Source organism: Pseudomonas sp. N2-3-1-14 (genome assembly GCF_041228395.1).
GTDB lineage: Bacteria > Pseudomonadota > Gammaproteobacteria > Pseudomonadales > Pseudomonadaceae > Aquipseudomonas.
In genome coordinates, this window is the sequence record NZ_CP166199.1 from 4,302,898 (window position 1) to 4,320,927 (window position 18,030).

Here is an 18,030-nt window from a genome sequence, read left to right on the forward strand (position 1 = left end):
AAGCCATGCACCACCGCGTGTTTTTTCTCAATGGCCCTAACGCCAACCTGTACGGGCTGGACAAAAACGGCACCTACGGCAGCGAAAGCTTCGCCAGTATCGAAGCACGCTGCCAACGCCACGCCGCTGAGCTGGGCCTGACCCTGGACTTTCGTCAGAGCAACCATGAAGGCGTGCTGGTGGACTGGATACAGGAAGCGCGACTGAACGCCGACGCCATCGTGATCAACGCCGCCGGGCTCACCTACAGCTCGGTACCGATCCTCGACGCGCTGCTGGCCTTCGACGGCCCGATCATCGAAGCGCACATGAGCAACATCTGGAAGCGCGAGAGTTTTCGGCATCACTCTTACGTGTCCAAGGCGGCTACCGGCGTTATCGCAGGGCTTGGGGCGTTGGGTTATGAGCTGGCGCTTACGGCGGTGGCCACGTTGCTGAAAACCCAATGAACCGCCTCACCGCAGATCAACTGTGGGCGCTGTCGAGCTTTAGCGCGGCGGCGAAGGGGTCACCGCAGTGCATCTGATTACCCGTGCACCTGCATCGCAAACTGGCTGACGCAGCTACCCGTCGAAAAAATCAGGCTGAAAAAGCGTGTATTCAGGGTGCATCAGTGATGCATCGAGAATGACGCTGCTGGTGATTGCCCCATGGGGTTTGGATTTTCCTAACCTCTGCCTTCAAAAAGCATAATTTCGCTCCTTTCACTGCGTGATCACACTGAGGCTGTCGATGCTTGCGCGTCGCCCAAACCGACCGAGGTCGTTCACTTTTAGGAAACGCACATGTCAGTGGAAACAATCAACACCCTGGTAGTGGGCGCAGGCCAGGCCGGCGTCGCCATGAGCGAGCACCTTTCCCTGATGGGTGTGCCGCACCTCGTGCTGGAGCGCAGCCGCATCGCCGAACGCTGGCGCTCGGAGCGCTGGGACTCGCTGGTCGCCAACGGCCCGGCCTGGCACGACCGCTTTCCCGGGCTGAAATTCGAGGGCATTTCCCCCGAAGCCTTCCCGCCGAAAGAGCGCATGGCCGACTACTTCGAAGCCTACGTCGAGAAGTTACAGGCCCCCGTGCGCACCGGCGTGGAAGTCCAGCGCGTGGAACGCCATGTGGGCCGCCCCGGCTTCAAAGTCACCACCTCCGCGGGCATCATCGAAGCCGCCAATGTGGTGGCTGCCACCGGCCCGTTCCAGCGCCCATCGATCCCCACCATCGTCCCGACCACCGCGCCCGTGCACCAACTGCACTCCTCCACCTACAAAAACCCTGCGCAATTGCCCGAAGGCGCCGTGCTGGTGGTCGGCGCCGGCGCCTCCGGCTCACAAATCGCCGAAGAGCTGCAAAAGGCCGGCAAAACCGTGTACCTCTCGGTGGGCGAACACTACCGCCCGCCCCGCGCGTACCGCGGCCGCGACTACTGCTGGTGGCTCGGCGCGCTGGGCCTGTGGGACGAAGTCAAAATTCAGCCGAAGAAAAAGCACGTGGCCTTTGCCGTCAGCGGCTACGAGGGCGGTAAGACCGTGGACTTCCGCCGCCTGGCCCACCAGGGCATCCACCTGGTCGGCGTCACGCGCGAGTGGAACGAGGGCGTCATGACTTTCGAACCGGGCCTGGCCGACAACGTGGCCGAAGGTGACCGCGCCTACTTTGATGTACTGCGCGACGCCGACGCCTACATCGAGGCCAACGGGTTGCCGTTCCCATTGGAGCCCGACGCCTGGAAATTGCTGCCCGACCCGCAGTGCCTGGTTAACCCGATCCTCAGCCTGGACCTGGCCGAGGCCGGCGTGACCACTATCCTTTGGGCAACTGGTTTTAAATTCGATTTCAGCTGGTTGAAGGTCGATGCGTTTGACGAAAAAGGCGAGCCGTTTCACAAGCGCGGGATCTCGGCGCAGAGCGGGATTTACTTCCTCGGCCTGCCGAATCTGGTGAACCGCGCGTCGTCGTTTATCTACGGGGTTTGGCACGACGCGAAGTACGTGGCCGACCATATTGTTTTGCAGAATGAGTACATGTCCTACACCAAGCCCTGAAACAGCAAAGTCCGAGGCGACAGCGCCTTGCTCCGTTGCCTACGCTTGCGTCAGAATCCGCCGGCTTGTGCGCTTGGGTGGGCGTCTCTAAGGTTGCTCGGTCGCTGAACACTCAGTGATCGGGTTTAGTAGCCCGAGCGATAACATAAAGTGCATGAGCCTCATCTGTCAGATGTTCTTGTCTGTGCTTGATGGTGGCTGTGTGCAGGGCGCCCTCGGGCGCGCCGGCTTTGTGTGTTTCCCCGGTCTACTAACCTGCGCACAGCTGCCACCCCATCGTTTAGTAGCGAAGAGGTGTTGGCCCTAATCAGGTACAACACACATGTTCAAAGTCACACCCAACCCTCCGAACGAGCCGGACCTGAAGCTGAACCAGGCGGCGCATCGCGAGATTGATCGCTATCTCAATCCAGAAACTGACTCACCATCGCCGCCAGGCTTGTTCTGCGTTGCCGCCGACGCCAGCAACGAAACCCTGATCACCAACAGCTACGAAACCTTCTCCTCAGTGACCGCCTTGCTGCTTGACCTGTCGGAGGACCTGACCGGGAAACAGCGCGACGTGGCGCTGGCGATTCACCAGTTGAGTGAGTTGGGGGTTTTGTTGATGGACAGGCTGATGGAGCGGGAGGCTGCTGTAGCGGGTAGCTAAGCTTTCAACTGTATGGCCCGAATAAACAACCGGGCTTACTCGCGAACATGTCGGGCTGGCAAACATTGCAGTCGACTGACCCACCGCTTTCGCGGGCAAGCCCGCTCCCACAGGGGGATCGGCGCTTAACTGATGGGTAGTGGGGAACAGGCCACCTTTAAAGGCGTGGCCTGCCGCCTGTTCTGTCTAACGCAACCGAATACACGGCAACCGATACCTCACCTCGACCAGCTGCACACCGCCCCTTTCAAGCGTGCGCTCACTGCCCGCCTCCTCAACACAGCCTGCCCGGCGATAAAACCGGACAGCCCTTTCATTACGGGCCAACACCCACAGCGTTACCTGTTCAAACCCCTGCTCAGCCAAATACTGTAAGCCCGCGTTCCACAACGCCAGCCCGACGCCCGTGTGCCAGTGCTCCGCGACCACGTAGATGGCCATCACTTCACCTACGTTCTGCGCAGCAGCATCCTCATCACGGCTGGCGCCGACGGATACCCAGCCGACTACCTGCTTGTTCACCTGCGCCACCCAGACTTTTGATTCGCCCGACTCAATCGAGGCCATCCAAAATGACTCGCGCCTGGCCAACGTCGAGCTCAACGCACCCAAGTAGTCGGCGGGCATCAGCTCGCGATAGGCGTCCTGCCAACTGCTGATGTGCACCTGGGCAATCGCCCTGGCGTCTGCGGGTGAGGCGTGACGAATCATCGAAGCGTTCCTTGTTCGGATATCAAGGGGTTAGCGTAAGCCGGCCTCGATGACGATTTTGCGATGCACAGCCCCTCGTGCCATCCATACACACTATGGGCCAGTTACGCCGCGCGCCGTAAGGTGCTGACGGACGTAATAATTGTCGAATTCACTGCTTTCGACGAATTGGAAACCATGGCGGGTATAAAACCGGTTCGAGGCGCTTTCTTTGAGAGCACCCACTTTGATCGGCAGTGCAGCCGCGTCCGCTTCTTTGAAAATCAGAGTAAGCACCGCAGCACCTACCCCTGCCCCTTGCGCACTCGGCCTCACGTACAGGTGGTCGAGCACGAGTTGATCGGGGTCGTGCTTGACCACGACAAAGCCGACCCGGTCTCCAGCGACCTCGATGTAACGGGTGTTGTGGGGTTCGAAGCCGCTGACAAAGCGCTCACGCGCCCGCACCGGATCAAACCGCCCGACACGCTCCAGACTGTCGCGCATCGCCTCGATTCGAATGGCAACCAAATCGTCCAGGTCGCTGGGTTGAGCGAGGACTAACTTCACTGGGGCGTTTTGATCGCGTGTGATGGGCATGACGTTGCACTCTATATAGGCGCAGGAGTAAGACCACGTTTATACGGTTTCCCGAAGCGTGGTCTACCTTGTTTTTTTAAGCGCACCTCAGGCTCAGGCGCGCTTGGGCAACTTCCAGTTCGGCCGGATGAAGTGGCAGGTATAGCCATTGGGTATGCGCTCCAGATAATCCTGATGCTCTGGCTCCGCTTCCCAAAACGGCCCTGCGGGTTCTATCTCAGTCACCACACGGCCTGGCCACAACTTGGAGGCATCCACGTCGGCAGCAGTGTCTTCGGCGATGTCGCGTTGCTGTTCGCTCAGGTAATAAATCGCTGAACGATAGCTTGGCCCAAGGTCATTGCCCTGGCGGTTAGGCGTGCTGGGGTCGTGGATCTGGAAAAAGAACTCGAGAATCTGCCGGTACGTGATCACCGCAGGATCAAACACGATCTCAATCGCTTCAGCATGATTGCCGTGGTTGCGATAAGTGGCATTCGGCACATCGCCGCCGGTGTAGCCGACTCGCGTGCTGAGTACGCCGGGGTAGCGCCGCAACAGGTCCTGCATGCCCCAGAAGCAGCCGCCGGCGAGGATCGCGGTTTCGGTTTGGTTGGTCATGGTCTGCCCTTGTGCTGAATGAGTACCGGGATAGTTATGGGGCTGCGCTGGGCAATAGCAAGGGTGAACGTCGGGTCGCGCTCGCCTCACTCATAAAACTCCCGGCCAGCAAAATGGCCGCACAGCGCTGCGCAGCCGTGAGGCAATGGTTCATACGCCACTGCGCGCTGACATCCGCATGACTTCAAATTGCCGCCATGGCGTCATATTTCTGCAATGAAACCATGCGATTTTTGTCGGCGGAAATAGGACATAACAGCCAGTTCTAGCACGCTAAGCCGCTGTTTTAATTATGGAAAATGGATTTTAAGGAAAGCCGATGTCGATGTTTTGTCAGATTATGGATAAATCTGAGAGCGGTGGGTGCGGGTGCAAGATCCCATCCAGCGTGTTAACCAAGATTCTGTCGCAAACTGCAGCAGCCAATACGGTGTCGGATGACAAAGTGGTATTGGGCTTTGAGTCTTCTGACGATTGCGCCGTCTATGACGCAGGTGAAAAATACCTTTTATTCACCACCGATTTTTTCTCCCCGATAGTCAACGATCCTTATGTCTTCGGCCAATTGGCAGCCAGCAATGCTGTGAGCGATATCTTTGCTTCAGGCGGGAGTCCGCTGATTGCCAACTCGATCATGGCGTTCGACCCGGAACTGGTTTCGGCCGAGCAGGTAACGCAGATGATCCTGGGCGCCCAGTCGGTGATGAACAAGTTCAATGTGAGCATCGTCGGTGGCCACACGATCAAGAACAGCCAGCCCTTGTACGGTTTCTCGATCATTGGTGAGGTGGAAAAGCACCGGCTGAAGAAAAATAACACCGCCAGGGCCGGTGATTTGCTGGTCATGACGCGTCCGATTGGTGTCGGCATCCTCGCCAATGCCCTGAAGACCGGCGTGATTGAGCAAGCGGATATTGCCGCGTCGACGCTTGCCCAGATCACCGGCGACAACGCGTTTGGCCGCACGCTGAGCGAAAGCCCTGAAGTCAGCAGTTTGACTGATATCACCGGGTTCGGCCTGATCGGCCATATCAGTGAGATGGTCGGGCTGGGGCAACTGGATGTTGACCTCGATACAAGCGGTCTGGTTTTTTATGACGGAACAGAGTCATTGGCAGTGGCGGTGACGTCGGCTGACAGCGGTATTTTTTCTAACCTAAAAAAGTACGCGCAGAACGTGGAGTACCTGGCTGATCTTCCCTTGGCTAGAAAGTTTCTGTTGCATGACCCGCAAACGAATGGCGGTTTGCTGTTCACGGTGAGTGCCGAAGGGTTTGAAACGAACCGTCGAGCGTGGCAGGCGCTTTGCCCTGATCTGATTGTTATCGGTCGGATGAAGGAAGGGACCGGCAAGATCAAGGTCTGCTGAGATGGTAGCCATGACAATCTACCCGGTGATGGTCGGTGTGGGCGTGATGGCGGGTTTCATGTCAGGTCTGTTCGGTATCGGCGGGGGCATCATCGTGACGCCCCTGTTGGTGCTGATTTACCCGATGTTGTCCGGTCAGAAACTGCCGATTGAAGTCGTGACGGGGCTGTCTTCCGCACAGGGCTTCTTTTCGTCCCTCGTGTCGTTCGCGCTGCACCGCATCAAGTTTCAGCCCGATTGGCGAGTGATCAGAAGCTTTGCCGTACCGATGGCTGTCGCCAACTTTTTTGCCTCGCTGAATGCTGATGCCTTCAGCGAAAACTTCATCCTGTTCGTCTTCGGCCTGCTGGGGTTGATGTCGTTGTTGGTCACGTACCTGTTCCGTAAACCGGTGGCCCTGTTGTGCAACCATCAATCGCTGTCGTTGCCACTGATAGGGCTGGTGCTGGGCGTATTGTGCGGGCTGGTTGGACAGGGTGGCGGGTTCATCTACTTGCCTGTGCTGATCAGCTTGTTTGGTCTGCAGATAAAGCAGGCCATTTCGACCTCGGCGCTGATCGGTATCATCGGCGCAAGTGGGGCGTTATTCGGCAGAGTGGGTTCAACCATGGATTTTCTCGGCTACACCGGTGAGTTGGTACTGGGGATATTGGTGGGTGGTTTGCTCGGAGCCATGCTTTCTCATCGGCTGGACTCGCGGCACCTGAAACAGGCGCTGAATGCTTTCGTTTTGCTGTGCTCGCTCCAGCTCATGCTGCGCGTGCTTATTTGACCTGTGAGTCTCTGTTCGCACCTGCGAGCAGCATCCTGAATGACATAAAAAAGAAACCTGGAAGTGTTTGATATGGATATTGCTGTGGATGCAGTTTATGCCGACGTCTGTGGGTCGGCTCCAGTTTCAATGGGTGTGAGCAACATGCTTCAGGCGCTGTTTTCGACCCGCCAATGCGCCAACCCCAATGCCAATCATGCCCTGGGCGTTGCGTTGCTCGAACGCGTCGAACGGGCGCGTGGCAGCATCGCCAGCCTTTTGAACGTGGACGCCGACTGCCTGATTTTCAACAGCGGCTCCAGTGAGGGCTGTGCCCAGGTGTTTCATGGTTTTTTCGAACGCTACAAGCATGAGCAACCCTTGGTGTTGTACTCAGCGATCGAACACGCCTGCACCCTGCAGAACATAAACCGCTACGGCCTGGAAGGCCTGCAAGCCATAGCGATCGGGCATCAAATGAACGGACTGCTCGACACCGACCAATTGGAGCAGCTGCTGCGTGCCCATGCAGGTCGTCCGACCCTGGTTTGCGTTATGGCCGTGCATAACGAAACCGGCGTGATTCAATCGATCGAAGACATCGCCCGACAAGTGAAGGCTGGAGGTGGTTGGCTGTTTTCGGACATGACCCAGGCCATCGGCAAAATCCCTGTGGATCTGCACGCATCCGGCGTTGATTTCGCCATTGCGTCAGGACACAAGTTCGGGGCGTTGCCCGGCGCCGGTTTTCTGTACGCCAGAAGCCGCTACGGGTTGTCGCCATTGATTGTTGGCGGCGGCCAGGAAGGTGGGTTGCGCGGCGGTACTCAGAACTATCCGGGCATTCTTTCGATTGAAACCGCGTTGCAGGAGAAACAGCACACCTACGGCACCGGCAAAGTCGCGGTACAACAGAGCCGGGAGACATTTGAACGTACGCTGCAAGCGATGCTGGGCGAAGTGGTCGTGATCGGTCAGCAAGCACCGCGTGTGCCTTGTGTGAGTTTTGTAGCATTGCCAGGAGTCAATACAAAAAAACTGCAGTGGGCCTTGAACACGCAGTCGATCTACATCACCGGTGGGTCGGCATGCTCGGACAAGAAACTGAGCCTGTCCAACACGGTTACACAACTGGGATATCCCGACCGGATCGCCGGGGCCACGGTGCGCATTTCCATCGACGAAGCACAGTGTCAATTCGCCTATGAGCGGATTCTGGAGGGTATCGCCCAAGCGCTGAAGCTGTCTTCGACTGTCCCGGCAGCTCACACTGTGACCCACGTGTCATGAGGGTGGTGACCTCAGGCTCGGCGTACCTGGACATCGACGCGTATGCCTGTTGCATTGCGTACGCCGAGCTGTTGAATCACCAGGGCGTTGATGCTCGGGCCGTCAGTAGCGCCCCGCTCAATGTCAGCATCTGCAGGACCGTGCTCGGATGGCAATCATCTCTGGACGATTATCGGCCGGGAGCGGGTGATGAGTACGTGTTGGTGGATGTCTCCGACTACCACCATTTCGACCCGCTGGTGGTGCTTGAACAGGTGGTGGAAGTCATTGACCATCACCCAGGCTTTGAAAACTATTGGGCGCAGAAGCTCGGACCTGCGGCAGACATCCTGCCGATCGGCGCAGCAGCAACGCTGATTTTTCAGCGTTGGGAAGCGGCAGAGCTGTTGCCGCTGATCAGCGAAAAAAGTGCTGCGCTGCTGGCCACGGCCATTTTGGACAATACCCTGAATTTCACCGGGCAGTTGACCACCCAAGCGGATATCCGGGCGTATGAAGTCCTCGCAGGGCGGGCGAAACTGGAGGCCGACTGGCCCGAGCGGTATTTCTCCGAGTGCCAAGCCACTGTCGAGTCAGACCTGATTGGCGCGTTGGCGGTTGATGTGAAGCGGCTGAAAGCCGAGAGCAACCTGCCGCAGGTTTTCGCGCAGCTGGCGGTATGGGATGCCAGTGCGCTCATCCGAACGCATCGTGCAGCGATCGGTGACTGGCTGGCGGCGCAGGGTGAAGACTGGCTGTTGAACGTCATCAGCATCCGCGAGTGCAAAAGCTACTTTCTGGCTGAGCCCTTGGTCAGCCAACAAAAGTTGAGCCATTTGCTGCCAATCGAATGGCAGGCCGCAATGGCGGTGCTTGAGCCCGCGCTGCTACGCAAGGAACTGTTGAAGCTGGGGTTGGCCGCCTCTGCGTTGTGAGTAAACCGCGGCTGGTTTTGTAGTCGCGTCGAAGGGCTACTTATGGGCGACAGTAGCCGCTATGACACACCACTTCCGGCCAAGCCAGTGAGCCACTTCAACCCTATCTGTGAGCAAAACCAAATACCCCGCACTTCAACCGAAGGCGGGGCGTTCTCTCCAGCATCGGCGTGGCCGCGGTCGATACTTAGGGTTCTACGGCGTGGGCAGTGCGTCCATGCCGGTGGCGGCGCACAGGGCAATGCCCATTATGTTCACGGAGGGACTGGGAGCAGCGCTTCACCCATTTCATGGGGGCGGCAGCAAAACCTGATTTGCGCAGACCCAGACCCGCACGGATGGTTATGATGCTTCGCTGATCAACAGCCCTCACTCACCCTCCTGTGCAGGAAATGCAAAATGAGCATTGATTGGATCAACTTCACGCCTTGGACTTCATTAGGCGCAGGCGCCTTGATCGGGCTGTCCGTCAGCGTGTTTGTTCTCGCCAATGGCCGAGTCGCAGGTATCAGCGGCTTGCTGGGAAGCGTGATGCGGTTTGGCAGTGAGGGCTGGAGCGAGAAAGCGTTGTTTCTTCTTGGCCTGGTGATTGCGCCATTGCTGTGGGGGCTGTTTAGCGTGTTGCCACAGATCGAGATCACGGCACAGTGGCCGGCCTTGGTGATGGCGGGCCTGCTCGTCGGCTTGGGAACCCGGTACGGCTCCGGCTGTACCAGTGGTCACGGCGTGTGTGGGATCTCTCGATTGTCACCCCGCTCCCTGGTGGCGACTGTGTGCTTTATGGCCGCCGGCTTTGCAACGGTGTACCTCATCCGCCATGTGCTGGGAGTTTGAAGCTGATGCTCAAGTTGACCGCATTTCTCGCCGGGCTGATCTTTGGCCTGGGCCTGCTCTTGGGCGGCATGGCCAACCCCGCCAAGGTGTTGGCGTTTCTCGATGTGGCCGGGGCCTGGGACCCGTCACTCGCCTTGGTGATGGTCGGGGCCATCGCCGTGGCGGTTATCCCTATGAGTTGGGCACGCAAGAACAAGCTGTCCTTACTCGCGGCGCCCATGCAGTTACCTGTTAACCGGGAGTTGGACGTGCGCTTGATAGGGGGCAGCGTGGTGTTCGGTATTGGCTGGGGAATGGCGGGTATCTGCCCTGGGCCAGCGGTCGCCATTCTGTTTACCGGGCACTGGCAAATTCTCATCTTCGTAGTGGCGATGCTGGTGGGTATGTATGTGTTTTCCAGCCTGGAAGGCCGGCGCACGTCTTGATAGGGGTTGACCCCGATTTTTATAGACTGGTAGATATCAGCCCTGACCCTATTCGCCGTCATCGAACCGCTGGGGTAAGCTTCGCGCCAGAGGCTTCCCCCAGCAAGGAGAATAAACGGCGATGGGCTTGTTCAGTCGATTGTTCGGCGATCGCTTCATACAACCCCCACCCGATGAACCACGGTTGAGCGATGCCGCGATTATGCGTGAGCTTTATCCATTCGGTGCGCAACTGAAAACGTTCACCCAGGCCCTGTTGGCGCAGCTGCCTGACAAGGAACGTGCGCGTCTCGTGAGAAGGGTGTCGCGCTATTACAACCTGGGTGAAGACCCGGCCACCGCGTTGGTCAGTGGTCTTTTGGACGCTGAGAAAGGCCAGTTACTCAATAATCTGGTTCTCATGGCCGTGGACGTACACGGCTTCGATGATTTTAAGTACCTGGCACCGAAACTGGTTGAAGCCAGCGGTATTGACCAGGTTTATGCCTACAAGCTGGAAGAGACGCCATCACTGATGCAAGTGCTGATCGATTTCGATCAATGGCTGACCGGGTTCGGGAAGCGCTTTCTGCATGTGGATACAGGCGGCGCCGATTATGTGGGTTGCATCATTGAGCAAGACTGCGTCGAAAACCTGATCGCGCTGGCCAAGCAGGCTGGCATCGACGCACGGCTCGATCCCTTTTGAGACACGTTGGCTGACCGCTAATGAACCAGGCTGTGTGAAAACACCCGCCGAGCAGCTCAAAACCTGCGGTTTAAAACAGAGTAAAAACGGGGTCAGACCACGTTTTATAATAGTGGTCTGACCCTATTGTTCTCTTCATCGGGTAGAGCATGTGCCTTCCATCTGAATCGACCAAAACAACAGAGTATTTCTTGTAAAAACGGGGTCAGACCACCTTTTATAATAGTGGTCTGACCCTATTCTTCTCCTATTCTTCTCTGAGTCGTTTTCAGCCGTTCGCGATAGACAGCAATCGGCCAGAAGCCGTCACTCAATCTACAAAATCAGGGCGGTTCACTGCGCCTCCTCCAACAGCCAATGCGCAAATGCCTGGATGGGCGGGCGACTCAGCTCAAGGGGTTCAGGTAACACGAGGCAAAACGTCTTGGCGACATTCTCCTTCTGCGGCCATGGGGCAACCAGCCGGCCCTGCGCCAACTCCGCCTCCACGTACATCCGCGGTACGAGTGCCACACCCAGGCCAGCCAGTGCTGCCTCAATCAACATCGCATGCAAGTCGTAGCGTGCGCCCATCGCTGGGTTACTTAGGACAATTCCGGTTTCCTGGGCATAGCGCTGCCACGCATCCGGGTTCTGTCGTCGGTGTAATCGCGGCAGTGAATCCAGCGCCGTTGCCTGCTTTCCCTGCTTCAGTAGGACAGGATGACAAACCGGAATTAACACTTCGTTCAACAAGCGATGCGTATGCATGCCTGTCCAGGCCGGGTGCTCAAAATGGATGGCTGCATCAACACCACTACCAGCAAGTACGAACGGCTCCATGCGTTCCGAGAGGTGTACGCAGATATTCGGGTGTTGCTGGCTAAAGCCAGATAAACGAGGGATGAGCCAGCGCAAGGCAAAGGTCGGGCTGACGGCGATATCCAGACTTGCACCGTTCTCGGGCTGGCCCATCAAATACTGGCTGTCCCTGTCTAGACGATCGAGCAGTTCGCGAACTTGCACCGCGTATCGCTCACCGTTAGGCAAGAGTCGCACGCGGTTGCCCACGCGCTCGAAAAGGGTGACTCCCAGAAAGACTTCCAAGCGACCTATTTGCCGACTGATTGCGCCCTCGGTTAACGCCAACTCATTGGCGGCGCGGGCAAAGCTGCCATGACGGGCTGCTGTCTCAAAGGCAATCAGCGCAGCGTTACTGGGTAGCTTTCGACGCATGGTCCTTTCCTTGAGTCAAGATAACCAACTTGATGTTAAGTCACTGATGGGTGCCGAAAATTCGTTTTATCAGGTATTACCACACCACTAGCATGATGAAACATCAATCTATGTGGTGACTTTATGATTTACACAGTCGAATGCAACTACGCTGAACCTGACAGCGAAGCCGAGTGGAATGAGTTTTACACCCTGGAAAAACTGCCCGCGCTGATTTCGGTGAGCGGTTTCAGCTCTTCACAGCGTTTCAAAGCCTTGAGCGGCAATTGCCCGGCCTACTTGGCCTTGCATTCCGTTGAGACGCTCGCTGTATTGCAGAGCGACGAATACCGCGTAAAGGGAGGTGGCAATTTTTCTCGCTGGCATTCTCACATCACTGATTGGAAACGCAACCTCTATGCCGCAGAAGGCCGTGCAGTTGCCGTGGGCGCGGACGAGTTCCTGTTGATCAGTGAACAAGGCCCTCACGTACTGATTGAACTAGGCCTTACACCTGTAGCACTGCACGCCTTTGCGTTGGACAAGTCTCCTGCACACCGTTGGCTGGCCAAACTGGATTGCACTCAGGCCAAAGCCAACGATCTGCAGGGGCTTAATGTCTATCGCGCCATGACGGAGCAGCTACAGTCATGAATAAGGCAGAAATACCTAACTGGAGGCTCCCCAGCCAGCAAGTCGGTGAGTTTTCGATCACAGCCATCAGCGACGGCTACTTGGGAGCGAACCTGGATTTTCTCGCCAACATCGCTCCCTCGGAGGCGGCCCGACTGCAGTTAGCCGCCGGAATCAGGGAGCCTGCGTCGATCCATATCAATTGCTATCTGGTACGTGGGCGTGGCCGAACGATTCTGATCGACGCCGGCGCCGGTGGATTCAATCACTGGGGCGGCGAGTTGCTGACGCATCTTGCACTGGCCGGAGTGCAGCCTGCCGACATAGATACGGTTCTGTTGACTCACGCGCACCCCGACCACGTAGGTGGCTTGTTAAACGCAGAGGGAGACATGGCCTTTGGTAATGCTGAGTTGGTTGTGCATCAGCGAGAGCTAGCGTTCTGGGAGGACGATGGTCACCTTGGCAAGGCCAGTGAACGTGCGCGTGGAAACTTTCTGTTTGCACGAAGGGTGTTCGAACGGTACCGGAAAAATCTGCGCCCGTTCGCCACCGATGATGTCTTGCCGGGCATCAGCGCGATGCCATTGCCTGGGCATACCGTCGGGCATTGCGGCTACCGATTTGAGTCCGGTGCACGCAGCTTGCTGATATGGGGCGATATTGTTCATTTTCCTCAGATTCAGATTGCGCGCCCCGATGTCACGATTGCCTTCGACCAAGATCCCCTGCTATCGGCGGCCACGCGAACGAGACTGCTGGATTTGGCCAGTTCAGATAACTTGATGGTCGCTGGCATGCACTTAGGAGCGCTCGGCTTTGCTCATATCAAGCGCTCAGGGAGCACCTACGCCATTGCTTACGAAACGTAAGTCAAGTACGGGCAGCAAACTGTCTTTCGATAGTTTTTCTTCGCGGCTGAAAACTTGCCAGGAACGATAAAGGGAGCACATTTGTTTGCACGACTCTGACGTCCGCTTTTGGCCGATTGCGGCCAGACATAGGATTCAGCCCCATGATTTTACCGGCCAACAAGCCTGCGTGCTCTCTGACGGTGAGACTGAGACAGCGTTTTGTCCTCGGCGCAGTGAGCCAGGAGCGCGGTCATCGCAATGTCTACAGGAAAGCCATCCTCCAGCCATTTAAGCGCCAGTCCCGACCAATATTCGGAATGTGACGTCAAGGCTGTGATCACCAGCGGCTGCAACGCAATGTCAGTAGGTAGCGTATATTTTTTGCTAAGAGCGCTTACCGCATCTGGCAAATCGAGTACCGCCATTTCGAAAGGTTTCTCAAGCAGCGGTAATAGCCAGACATAGCTAAATTCTTCGTTCATCTTTTCCCCCGATTGCTAATGGTCGCTTTTTGCCGTAGCACAAGAGGAGGAATCAACCCAGCGCAGAACAGTGGTCGCCAATGGCGGCAATATCCGGGTGCGCCGAAAACAGACTTTATAGAAGGCTCAAGGTTGATTACCTTCGTGTTGTGAGTTCAGGCGTCCAAGACCGTAGTAGTTCATGAATTCGCGCATAGTCGGTGAAAGCGTCTCTTGTGAAGCAATCTGCCAGAATTTTCTTTCCCCAAGAACCGGCTCAAACCGCTTGATGAGTTCCTGCGCTGTATTGTGATGGCCAACACGCAGCCAGTGCCTGAACATGTATTCGTTTTCCTGCCGCGATAGCTGTGCTGCTTGGATTAGTCTGAGTGAGTACCGAAAGTTCAGTGGCCATAATTGCTTTAGAAAATCGAGTCTCTGAGCGTTTGGAAGGCCCACTAACCACTGCTTCACATCCTTATCCACCTGAGCATTACTAGAACGCGACGCCACCTGCCCCGGTGTGAAACGAGAGTCGTCCATGGTGTGCAAGGCCTAAGCGTATAAGGGAAGGTCACATTCTGTCCTATGCATAGGAATAACGGGCAGCTTATTTTTACGCTATTGACCGATTGCTGCCCCTCCGTAAAGGGCAGCTTTGGGTCGAGAGCAGCCTATCTCGCAGCGCATACCACCATAAGCCAACAGCCCCCGTGAAGCCAAAACACCTCGACCAGATAGCAAACGCTTCACACCTATAACTCTGGTAAAAGCACTCCAACCAAACCCCATCTTTCTCGGAACCTCGCCATGCCGCGCCTTCTCCCCCTTCTGCTCTCGCTTTTACCCAGCCTGGCCTACGCCCTCCCCGCCCTGAAAGACACCACGCTCTACACCACCACCGTCCACGACTGCGAGGACGTTAATCTGGCCACCTGGCAGCATCCCACCCGCGCGTTGCTGGAGAAGAACAACTTCCAGCTCGAACGCATCCAGCTGTGCAACGGCGGCCATTACCCGATTTTCCAGGTGCAAGCGCCCTACGACCCGCGCGGTCAGACCAAGGATTTTTTCCTGCCGTTGTATGAGCACATGCGCAAGGCCAACGGTAAATGGCCTTACGCATTGGTCGACAGCAGCGACGCGGTGGTGGTGTACGTCAGCTACCCGAAAGACGATGAGATCTCCCTGGATTACGAGGGTTTCGAAGCGCCGTAGAAGCGCGTTTCAATCATTGCAGGCGGCCCGGTAAGGGATGCATTGCGAGGGCATTTCAGGTAATGATGCGCCACCCAAATCAAGGACGATAAAAACAATGAAAACCGCGCTGCGCGCCCTGTTGCTGCTGTGCCTGTCCACGCCCGCCTTCGCGGCCGAAAGCCCGGTGGGTTTCAAGACCGCCACGCTGCCCGATACCACACACCAGCGCCCGCTGGAACTGGTGGTCTGGTACCCCGCCACCACCACAGCCCAACCCGAGCTGATCGCCGACAACGCGGTGTTCATCGGCGCCCTCGCCGTGCCCGACGCGCCACCGGCTGCCGGCGAGCATCCGTTGGTGGTGCTGTCCCACGGCTACGGCGGCAATTGGGGTAAACAGGTGTGGCTGGCCAGTGCCTTGGCGCACGAGGGTTATATCGTGGCCGCGGTCAATCACCCCGGCACCACCACCAAAGACCGCAGCCCGCGAGCCGCCGCGCAACTGTGGCTGCGCCCGGCCGACCTGAGCCGCGCTATCGACGCGGTTTTGGCTCAGCCGCAGCAATTTGGCGCCGTCGCACATAACCGGATTGCTGCGGTGGGCCACTCCCTCGGCGGCTGGACCGTGATGGAAATCGCCGGGGCACGCTTCGACCCCGACCTGTTCAACCGCGACTGCGCCGACCACCCGAAGTTGGGCGGCTGCATCGGCTACCAGCAGATGAACCCCGCCGCCACGCCCGCCGGCAAGGCCCAGTTGGCCGCTGACTTGAGCGACAAACGCATCACCGCCGTTGTGTCACTGGACCTTGGCCTGTCGCGAGGCTTCACCCGCGCCAGCCTGGCCGCACTGCCGGTGCCGGCGCTGGTGATTGCCGGGGGCGTGCCAACCGAGGACATGTCGCCTGAATTGGAATCCGCCGACATGGTCAAGCGCATGCCAACACCCTCCACGCAGTACGTGGAGATCAGCGACGCCACGCACTTCAGCTTTATGTCGATCTGCAAGCCGGGTGGCATGGCATTGATTGAAGAGAGCTCGCCGGGCGATGGCATGATTTGCCGGGACGGCGAAGGGGCGCGGCCACGGGCGGTGATCCAGCAGCAAGTGGTGGCGCTGATTACTGGGTTTCTGGCACGGCCCATTCACCCTTAACCAAGACGTTTGGACAGGCAATGAATAGCCCAATCAATCTGCTCTTCGTGTGCAGCCGCAACCAGTGGCGTAGCCCTAGCGCAGAGGCCATCTGGCGCCGTCGCCCCGGCTTCAATGCGCGCTCGGCGGGCACCAGCCCGAATGCGCGCAAAACCATCGGCGCCGCGGATATTCGATGGGCAGATGTGATCTTCGTCATGGAGCGTAAACACCTGCATCGCCTGCAGGCAGACTACGCGCGGTTGCTTGAACACAAGCCGCTTTACTGCCTGGATATTCCGGATGACTTTCGCTACATGGACCCTGAACTGATGGAGCTGCTTGAAGACACCGTCGCGCCTTATCTCAACACCTAGGCGTGGTGCACTGGCCCAACCTATGCAACAGCCGTGGCCCGGTCACCTCGCAGCGCCGGGCCATGTGAAGCGTGATCAGAACGGTTTAGTCGGCAAGTACTTACCATCCAGGATGATCACCGCGCGCGAGCCGCCGTCCGGGTCTTCGACTTTTTTGACGTCCAGCTTGAAGTTGATCGCGCTGATGATGCCGTCGCCAAACTTCTCGTGAACCAGTGCCTTGAGCGTGGTGCCGTAGACCTGAATCATTTCGTAGAAGCGGTAGATGGTCGGGTCGGTCGGGACGCCGTTGCCGATGCTGCCGCGCACGGGGATGGTTTGCAGCAGCAGCACGGCGTCCGCGTCGAGGCCCAGGGTGTTGGCAACGGTTTGGGCTGCGTCGGCCGGCAGTGGATGTTGGCCGAGCAAGGCGGCGGTGACAAAGGCTTCGTGCAGGCCGGTGCCTTCGGCGATCTGGGCGAACGACAGGTCTTTGCGGGCCTTGGCCAGCAGGATGACGTCGGTCAGGGCAAGGCGAGTGTTCTGGCTGATTTGTGACTGGATCAAGGGGTTATCTCCGTGGTTAAAACTGTGGGTAAAACGGCTGATGGGGAAAGCGCCAACGCTCAACTGTGCGAGCTGGTATGTCGGATCGCCGCACCGCTGCGATGCAGACACCTCGGTGTCTCAGGCGGGGTAATCGGCCAGCGGCACAAAGGTGCCGGTGCGGCTATCGAAGGCCTGGATACAGCCGCTTTCGATGTCGTAGACCCAGCCATGCAGGGTCACGCGCTTCTCTTCGAGTGCCAGGCGTACCGAGGGGTGCGTCTGGATATTGGCCAATTGCGCGATCACATTTTCGCGGACCATGGAGGCGACTTTGGCGGGCTGGTCGACATGCTGGCGAGCCTCGTTGACCACCCGGCCGGAGTCGGCGTAGCGCAGCCAGCTGGCCACGGCGGGCATGTGGTCCAGGCATTTGCAGGTGGCGATGGCGGTCATGGCGCCGCAATCGGAATGCCCGCAGATCACGATGTCGCGGACCTGCAAGGCCGCAACGGCGTACTCCACTGACGCCGACACACCGCCCGGCTCCGGGCCGTAAGACGGCACGATATTGCCGGCATTGCGGATGACAAACAGCTCGCCCGGTTCACGCTGCGTGACCAGCTCGGGCACCAGGCGGCTGTCGGAGCAGGAGATGAACAGCGCCCGTGGGCTCTGCTGGTTGGCCAGGTCTTTGAACAAGCCGGCGCGCTCAGGGAAGGCACTGCGCTGGAATTTCAGGAAACCGTCGATGATGTCTTGCATGGGTAACTCCTTTGAATCGCGATGCGATGGAGCAAAG

The 18,030-nt window shown here is 57.9% G+C and carries 23 protein-coding genes; 15 read left to right on the forward strand and 8 right to left on the reverse strand.

Annotated features, from left to right (window positions below; genetic code table 11):
* Window positions 1-5: 5 nt before the first annotated feature.
* From AB5I78_RS19865 to AB5I78_RS19875, 3 genes are all read left to right on the forward strand, one after another.
* Entirely contained in the window at window positions 6-449 is a 444-nt protein-coding gene (locus AB5I78_RS19865; protein ID WP_369301149.1) for a type II 3-dehydroquinate dehydratase, read from the forward strand.
* Between the two features lie 336 nt (window positions 450-785).
* Window positions 786-2,036, forward strand: coding sequence for a flavin-containing monooxygenase (locus AB5I78_RS19870; RefSeq protein WP_369301150.1), 1,251 nt, complete (start codon window positions 786-788; stop codon window positions 2,034-2,036).
* A 322-nt stretch (window positions 2,037-2,358) separates the two neighbouring features.
* Window positions 2,359-2,688 carry a DUF6124 family protein gene (locus tag AB5I78_RS19875; RefSeq protein WP_369301151.1) on the forward strand — a complete coding sequence of 110 codons (330 nt, stop codon included), beginning with the start codon at window positions 2,359-2,361 and terminating at the stop codon, window positions 2,686-2,688.
* A gap of 186 nt (window positions 2,689-2,874) precedes the next feature.
* Here AB5I78_RS19875 and AB5I78_RS19880 read toward each other — a convergent pair whose 3' ends face one another.
* The 3 genes from AB5I78_RS19880 to msrA all read right to left on the reverse strand — a co-directional run bounded on the left by AB5I78_RS19880 (window position 2,875) and on the right by msrA (window position 4,578).
* A complete protein-coding gene (locus tag AB5I78_RS19880) occupies window positions 2,875-3,399 on the reverse strand; it encodes an N-acetyltransferase family protein (protein WP_369301152.1) in 525 nt (174 codons plus the stop codon).
* Window positions 3,400-3,492: 93 nt separating this feature from the next.
* Entirely contained in the window at window positions 3,493-3,978 is a 486-nt protein-coding gene (locus AB5I78_RS19885) for a GNAT family N-acetyltransferase (RefSeq protein WP_369301153.1), read from the reverse strand.
* Between the two features lie 93 nt (window positions 3,979-4,071).
* Window positions 4,072-4,578 (reverse strand): peptide-methionine (S)-S-oxide reductase MsrA, encoded by a 507-nt coding sequence (gene msrA, locus AB5I78_RS19890; protein WP_145158649.1) that lies wholly within the window; start codon window positions 4,576-4,578, stop codon window positions 4,072-4,074.
* Window positions 4,579-4,897: 319 nt separating this feature from the next.
* Here msrA and selD point away from each other — a divergent pair, with 319 nt between their 5' ends.
* The 7 genes from selD (at window position 4,898) to AB5I78_RS19925 (ending at window position 10,849) form a co-directional block, all read left to right on the forward strand.
* Window positions 4,898-5,947, forward strand: a complete 1,050-nt coding sequence (gene selD, locus AB5I78_RS19895) for a selenide, water dikinase SelD (protein ID WP_369301155.1) — start codon at window positions 4,898-4,900, stop codon at window positions 5,945-5,947.
* Window positions 5,948-5,957: 10 nt separating this feature from the next.
* Window positions 5,958-6,719, forward strand: a complete 762-nt coding sequence (locus AB5I78_RS19900) for a sulfite exporter TauE/SafE family protein (protein WP_369301156.1) — start codon at window positions 5,958-5,960, stop codon at window positions 6,717-6,719.
* A 72-nt stretch (window positions 6,720-6,791) separates the two neighbouring features.
* Window positions 6,792-7,988, forward strand: coding sequence for a cysteine desulfurase family protein (locus AB5I78_RS19905; RefSeq protein ID WP_369301157.1), 1,197 nt, complete (start codon window positions 6,792-6,794; stop codon window positions 7,986-7,988).
* Window positions 7,985-8,902, forward strand: coding sequence for a bifunctional oligoribonuclease/PAP phosphatase NrnA (locus AB5I78_RS19910; RefSeq protein WP_369301158.1), 918 nt, complete (start codon window positions 7,985-7,987; stop codon window positions 8,900-8,902). Before AB5I78_RS19905 ends, AB5I78_RS19910 begins: the two co-directional genes overlap by 4 nt.
* Window positions 8,903-9,301: 399 nt before the next feature.
* On the forward strand, window positions 9,302-9,736 hold the full coding sequence (locus AB5I78_RS19915) for a YeeE/YedE family protein (protein WP_369301160.1): 435 nt from the start codon (window positions 9,302-9,304) through the stop codon (window positions 9,734-9,736).
* Window positions 9,737-9,741: 5 nt separating this feature from the next.
* Window positions 9,742-10,161, forward strand: a complete 420-nt coding sequence (locus AB5I78_RS19920; protein WP_369301162.1) for a DUF6691 family protein — start codon at window positions 9,742-9,744, stop codon at window positions 10,159-10,161.
* 121 nt (window positions 10,162-10,282) lie between these two features.
* Window positions 10,283-10,849: a hypothetical protein gene (locus AB5I78_RS19925; RefSeq protein WP_369301163.1), complete on the forward strand. Its 567-nt coding sequence runs from the start codon at window positions 10,283-10,285 to the stop codon at window positions 10,847-10,849.
* A 333-nt stretch (window positions 10,850-11,182) separates the two neighbouring features.
* Here the strand turns inward: AB5I78_RS19925 and AB5I78_RS19930 are convergent, their stop codons facing one another.
* Window positions 11,183-12,064 carry a LysR substrate-binding domain-containing protein gene (locus tag AB5I78_RS19930; protein ID WP_145158665.1) on the reverse strand — a complete coding sequence of 294 codons (882 nt, stop codon included), beginning with the start codon at window positions 12,062-12,064 and terminating at the stop codon, window positions 11,183-11,185.
* A 123-nt stretch (window positions 12,065-12,187) separates the two neighbouring features.
* Between AB5I78_RS19930 and AB5I78_RS19935 the strand changes: the two genes are divergently transcribed.
* Both AB5I78_RS19935 and AB5I78_RS19940 read left to right on the forward strand, forming a co-directional pair.
* Complete coding sequence (locus AB5I78_RS19935) at window positions 12,188-12,697, forward strand: sugar ABC transporter (RefSeq protein WP_145158667.1); 510 nt, start codon at window positions 12,188-12,190, stop codon at window positions 12,695-12,697.
* Complete coding sequence (locus tag AB5I78_RS19940) at window positions 12,694-13,548, forward strand: MBL fold metallo-hydrolase (protein WP_016704671.1); 855 nt, start codon at window positions 12,694-12,696, stop codon at window positions 13,546-13,548. Before AB5I78_RS19935 ends, AB5I78_RS19940 begins: the two co-directional genes overlap by 4 nt.
* A 149-nt stretch (window positions 13,549-13,697) precedes the next feature.
* Here the strand turns inward: AB5I78_RS19940 and AB5I78_RS19945 are convergent, their stop codons facing one another.
* Together AB5I78_RS19945 and AB5I78_RS19950 are read right to left on the reverse strand one after the other, a co-directional pair.
* Complete coding sequence (locus tag AB5I78_RS19945) at window positions 13,698-14,012, reverse strand: hypothetical protein (protein ID WP_145158671.1); 315 nt, start codon at window positions 14,010-14,012, stop codon at window positions 13,698-13,700.
* Window positions 14,013-14,138: 126 nt separating this feature from the next.
* Window positions 14,139-14,534: a hypothetical protein gene (locus AB5I78_RS19950; RefSeq protein WP_145158673.1), complete on the reverse strand. Its 396-nt coding sequence runs from the start codon at window positions 14,532-14,534 to the stop codon at window positions 14,139-14,141.
* A gap of 267 nt (window positions 14,535-14,801) precedes the next feature.
* Between AB5I78_RS19950 and AB5I78_RS19955 the strand changes: the two genes are divergently transcribed.
* The 3 genes from AB5I78_RS19955 to AB5I78_RS19965 all read left to right on the forward strand — a co-directional run bounded on the left by AB5I78_RS19955 (window position 14,802) and on the right by AB5I78_RS19965 (window position 16,703).
* Complete coding sequence (locus AB5I78_RS19955) at window positions 14,802-15,209, forward strand: hypothetical protein (protein ID WP_262207871.1); 408 nt, start codon at window positions 14,802-14,804, stop codon at window positions 15,207-15,209.
* A gap of 97 nt (window positions 15,210-15,306) precedes the next feature.
* Window positions 15,307-16,347 carry an alpha/beta hydrolase family protein gene (locus tag AB5I78_RS19960; protein WP_369301165.1) on the forward strand — a complete coding sequence of 347 codons (1,041 nt, stop codon included), beginning with the start codon at window positions 15,307-15,309 and terminating at the stop codon, window positions 16,345-16,347.
* Window positions 16,348-16,367: 20 nt separating this feature from the next.
* Entirely contained in the window at window positions 16,368-16,703 is a 336-nt protein-coding gene (locus AB5I78_RS19965) for a low molecular weight protein tyrosine phosphatase family protein (protein WP_262207875.1), read from the forward strand.
* 75 nt (window positions 16,704-16,778) lie between these two features.
* Here the strand turns inward: AB5I78_RS19965 and cynS are convergent, their stop codons facing one another.
* Both cynS and AB5I78_RS19975 read right to left on the reverse strand, forming a co-directional pair.
* Window positions 16,779-17,249 carry a cyanase gene (cynS, locus tag AB5I78_RS19970; protein ID WP_369301166.1) on the reverse strand — a complete coding sequence of 157 codons (471 nt, stop codon included), beginning with the start codon at window positions 17,247-17,249 and terminating at the stop codon, window positions 16,779-16,781.
* A gap of 120 nt (window positions 17,250-17,369) precedes the next feature.
* Window positions 17,370-17,993 (reverse strand): carbonic anhydrase, encoded by a 624-nt coding sequence (locus AB5I78_RS19975; protein WP_145158683.1) that lies wholly within the window; start codon window positions 17,991-17,993, stop codon window positions 17,370-17,372.
* Between the last annotated feature and the right edge of the window lie 37 nt (window positions 17,994-18,030).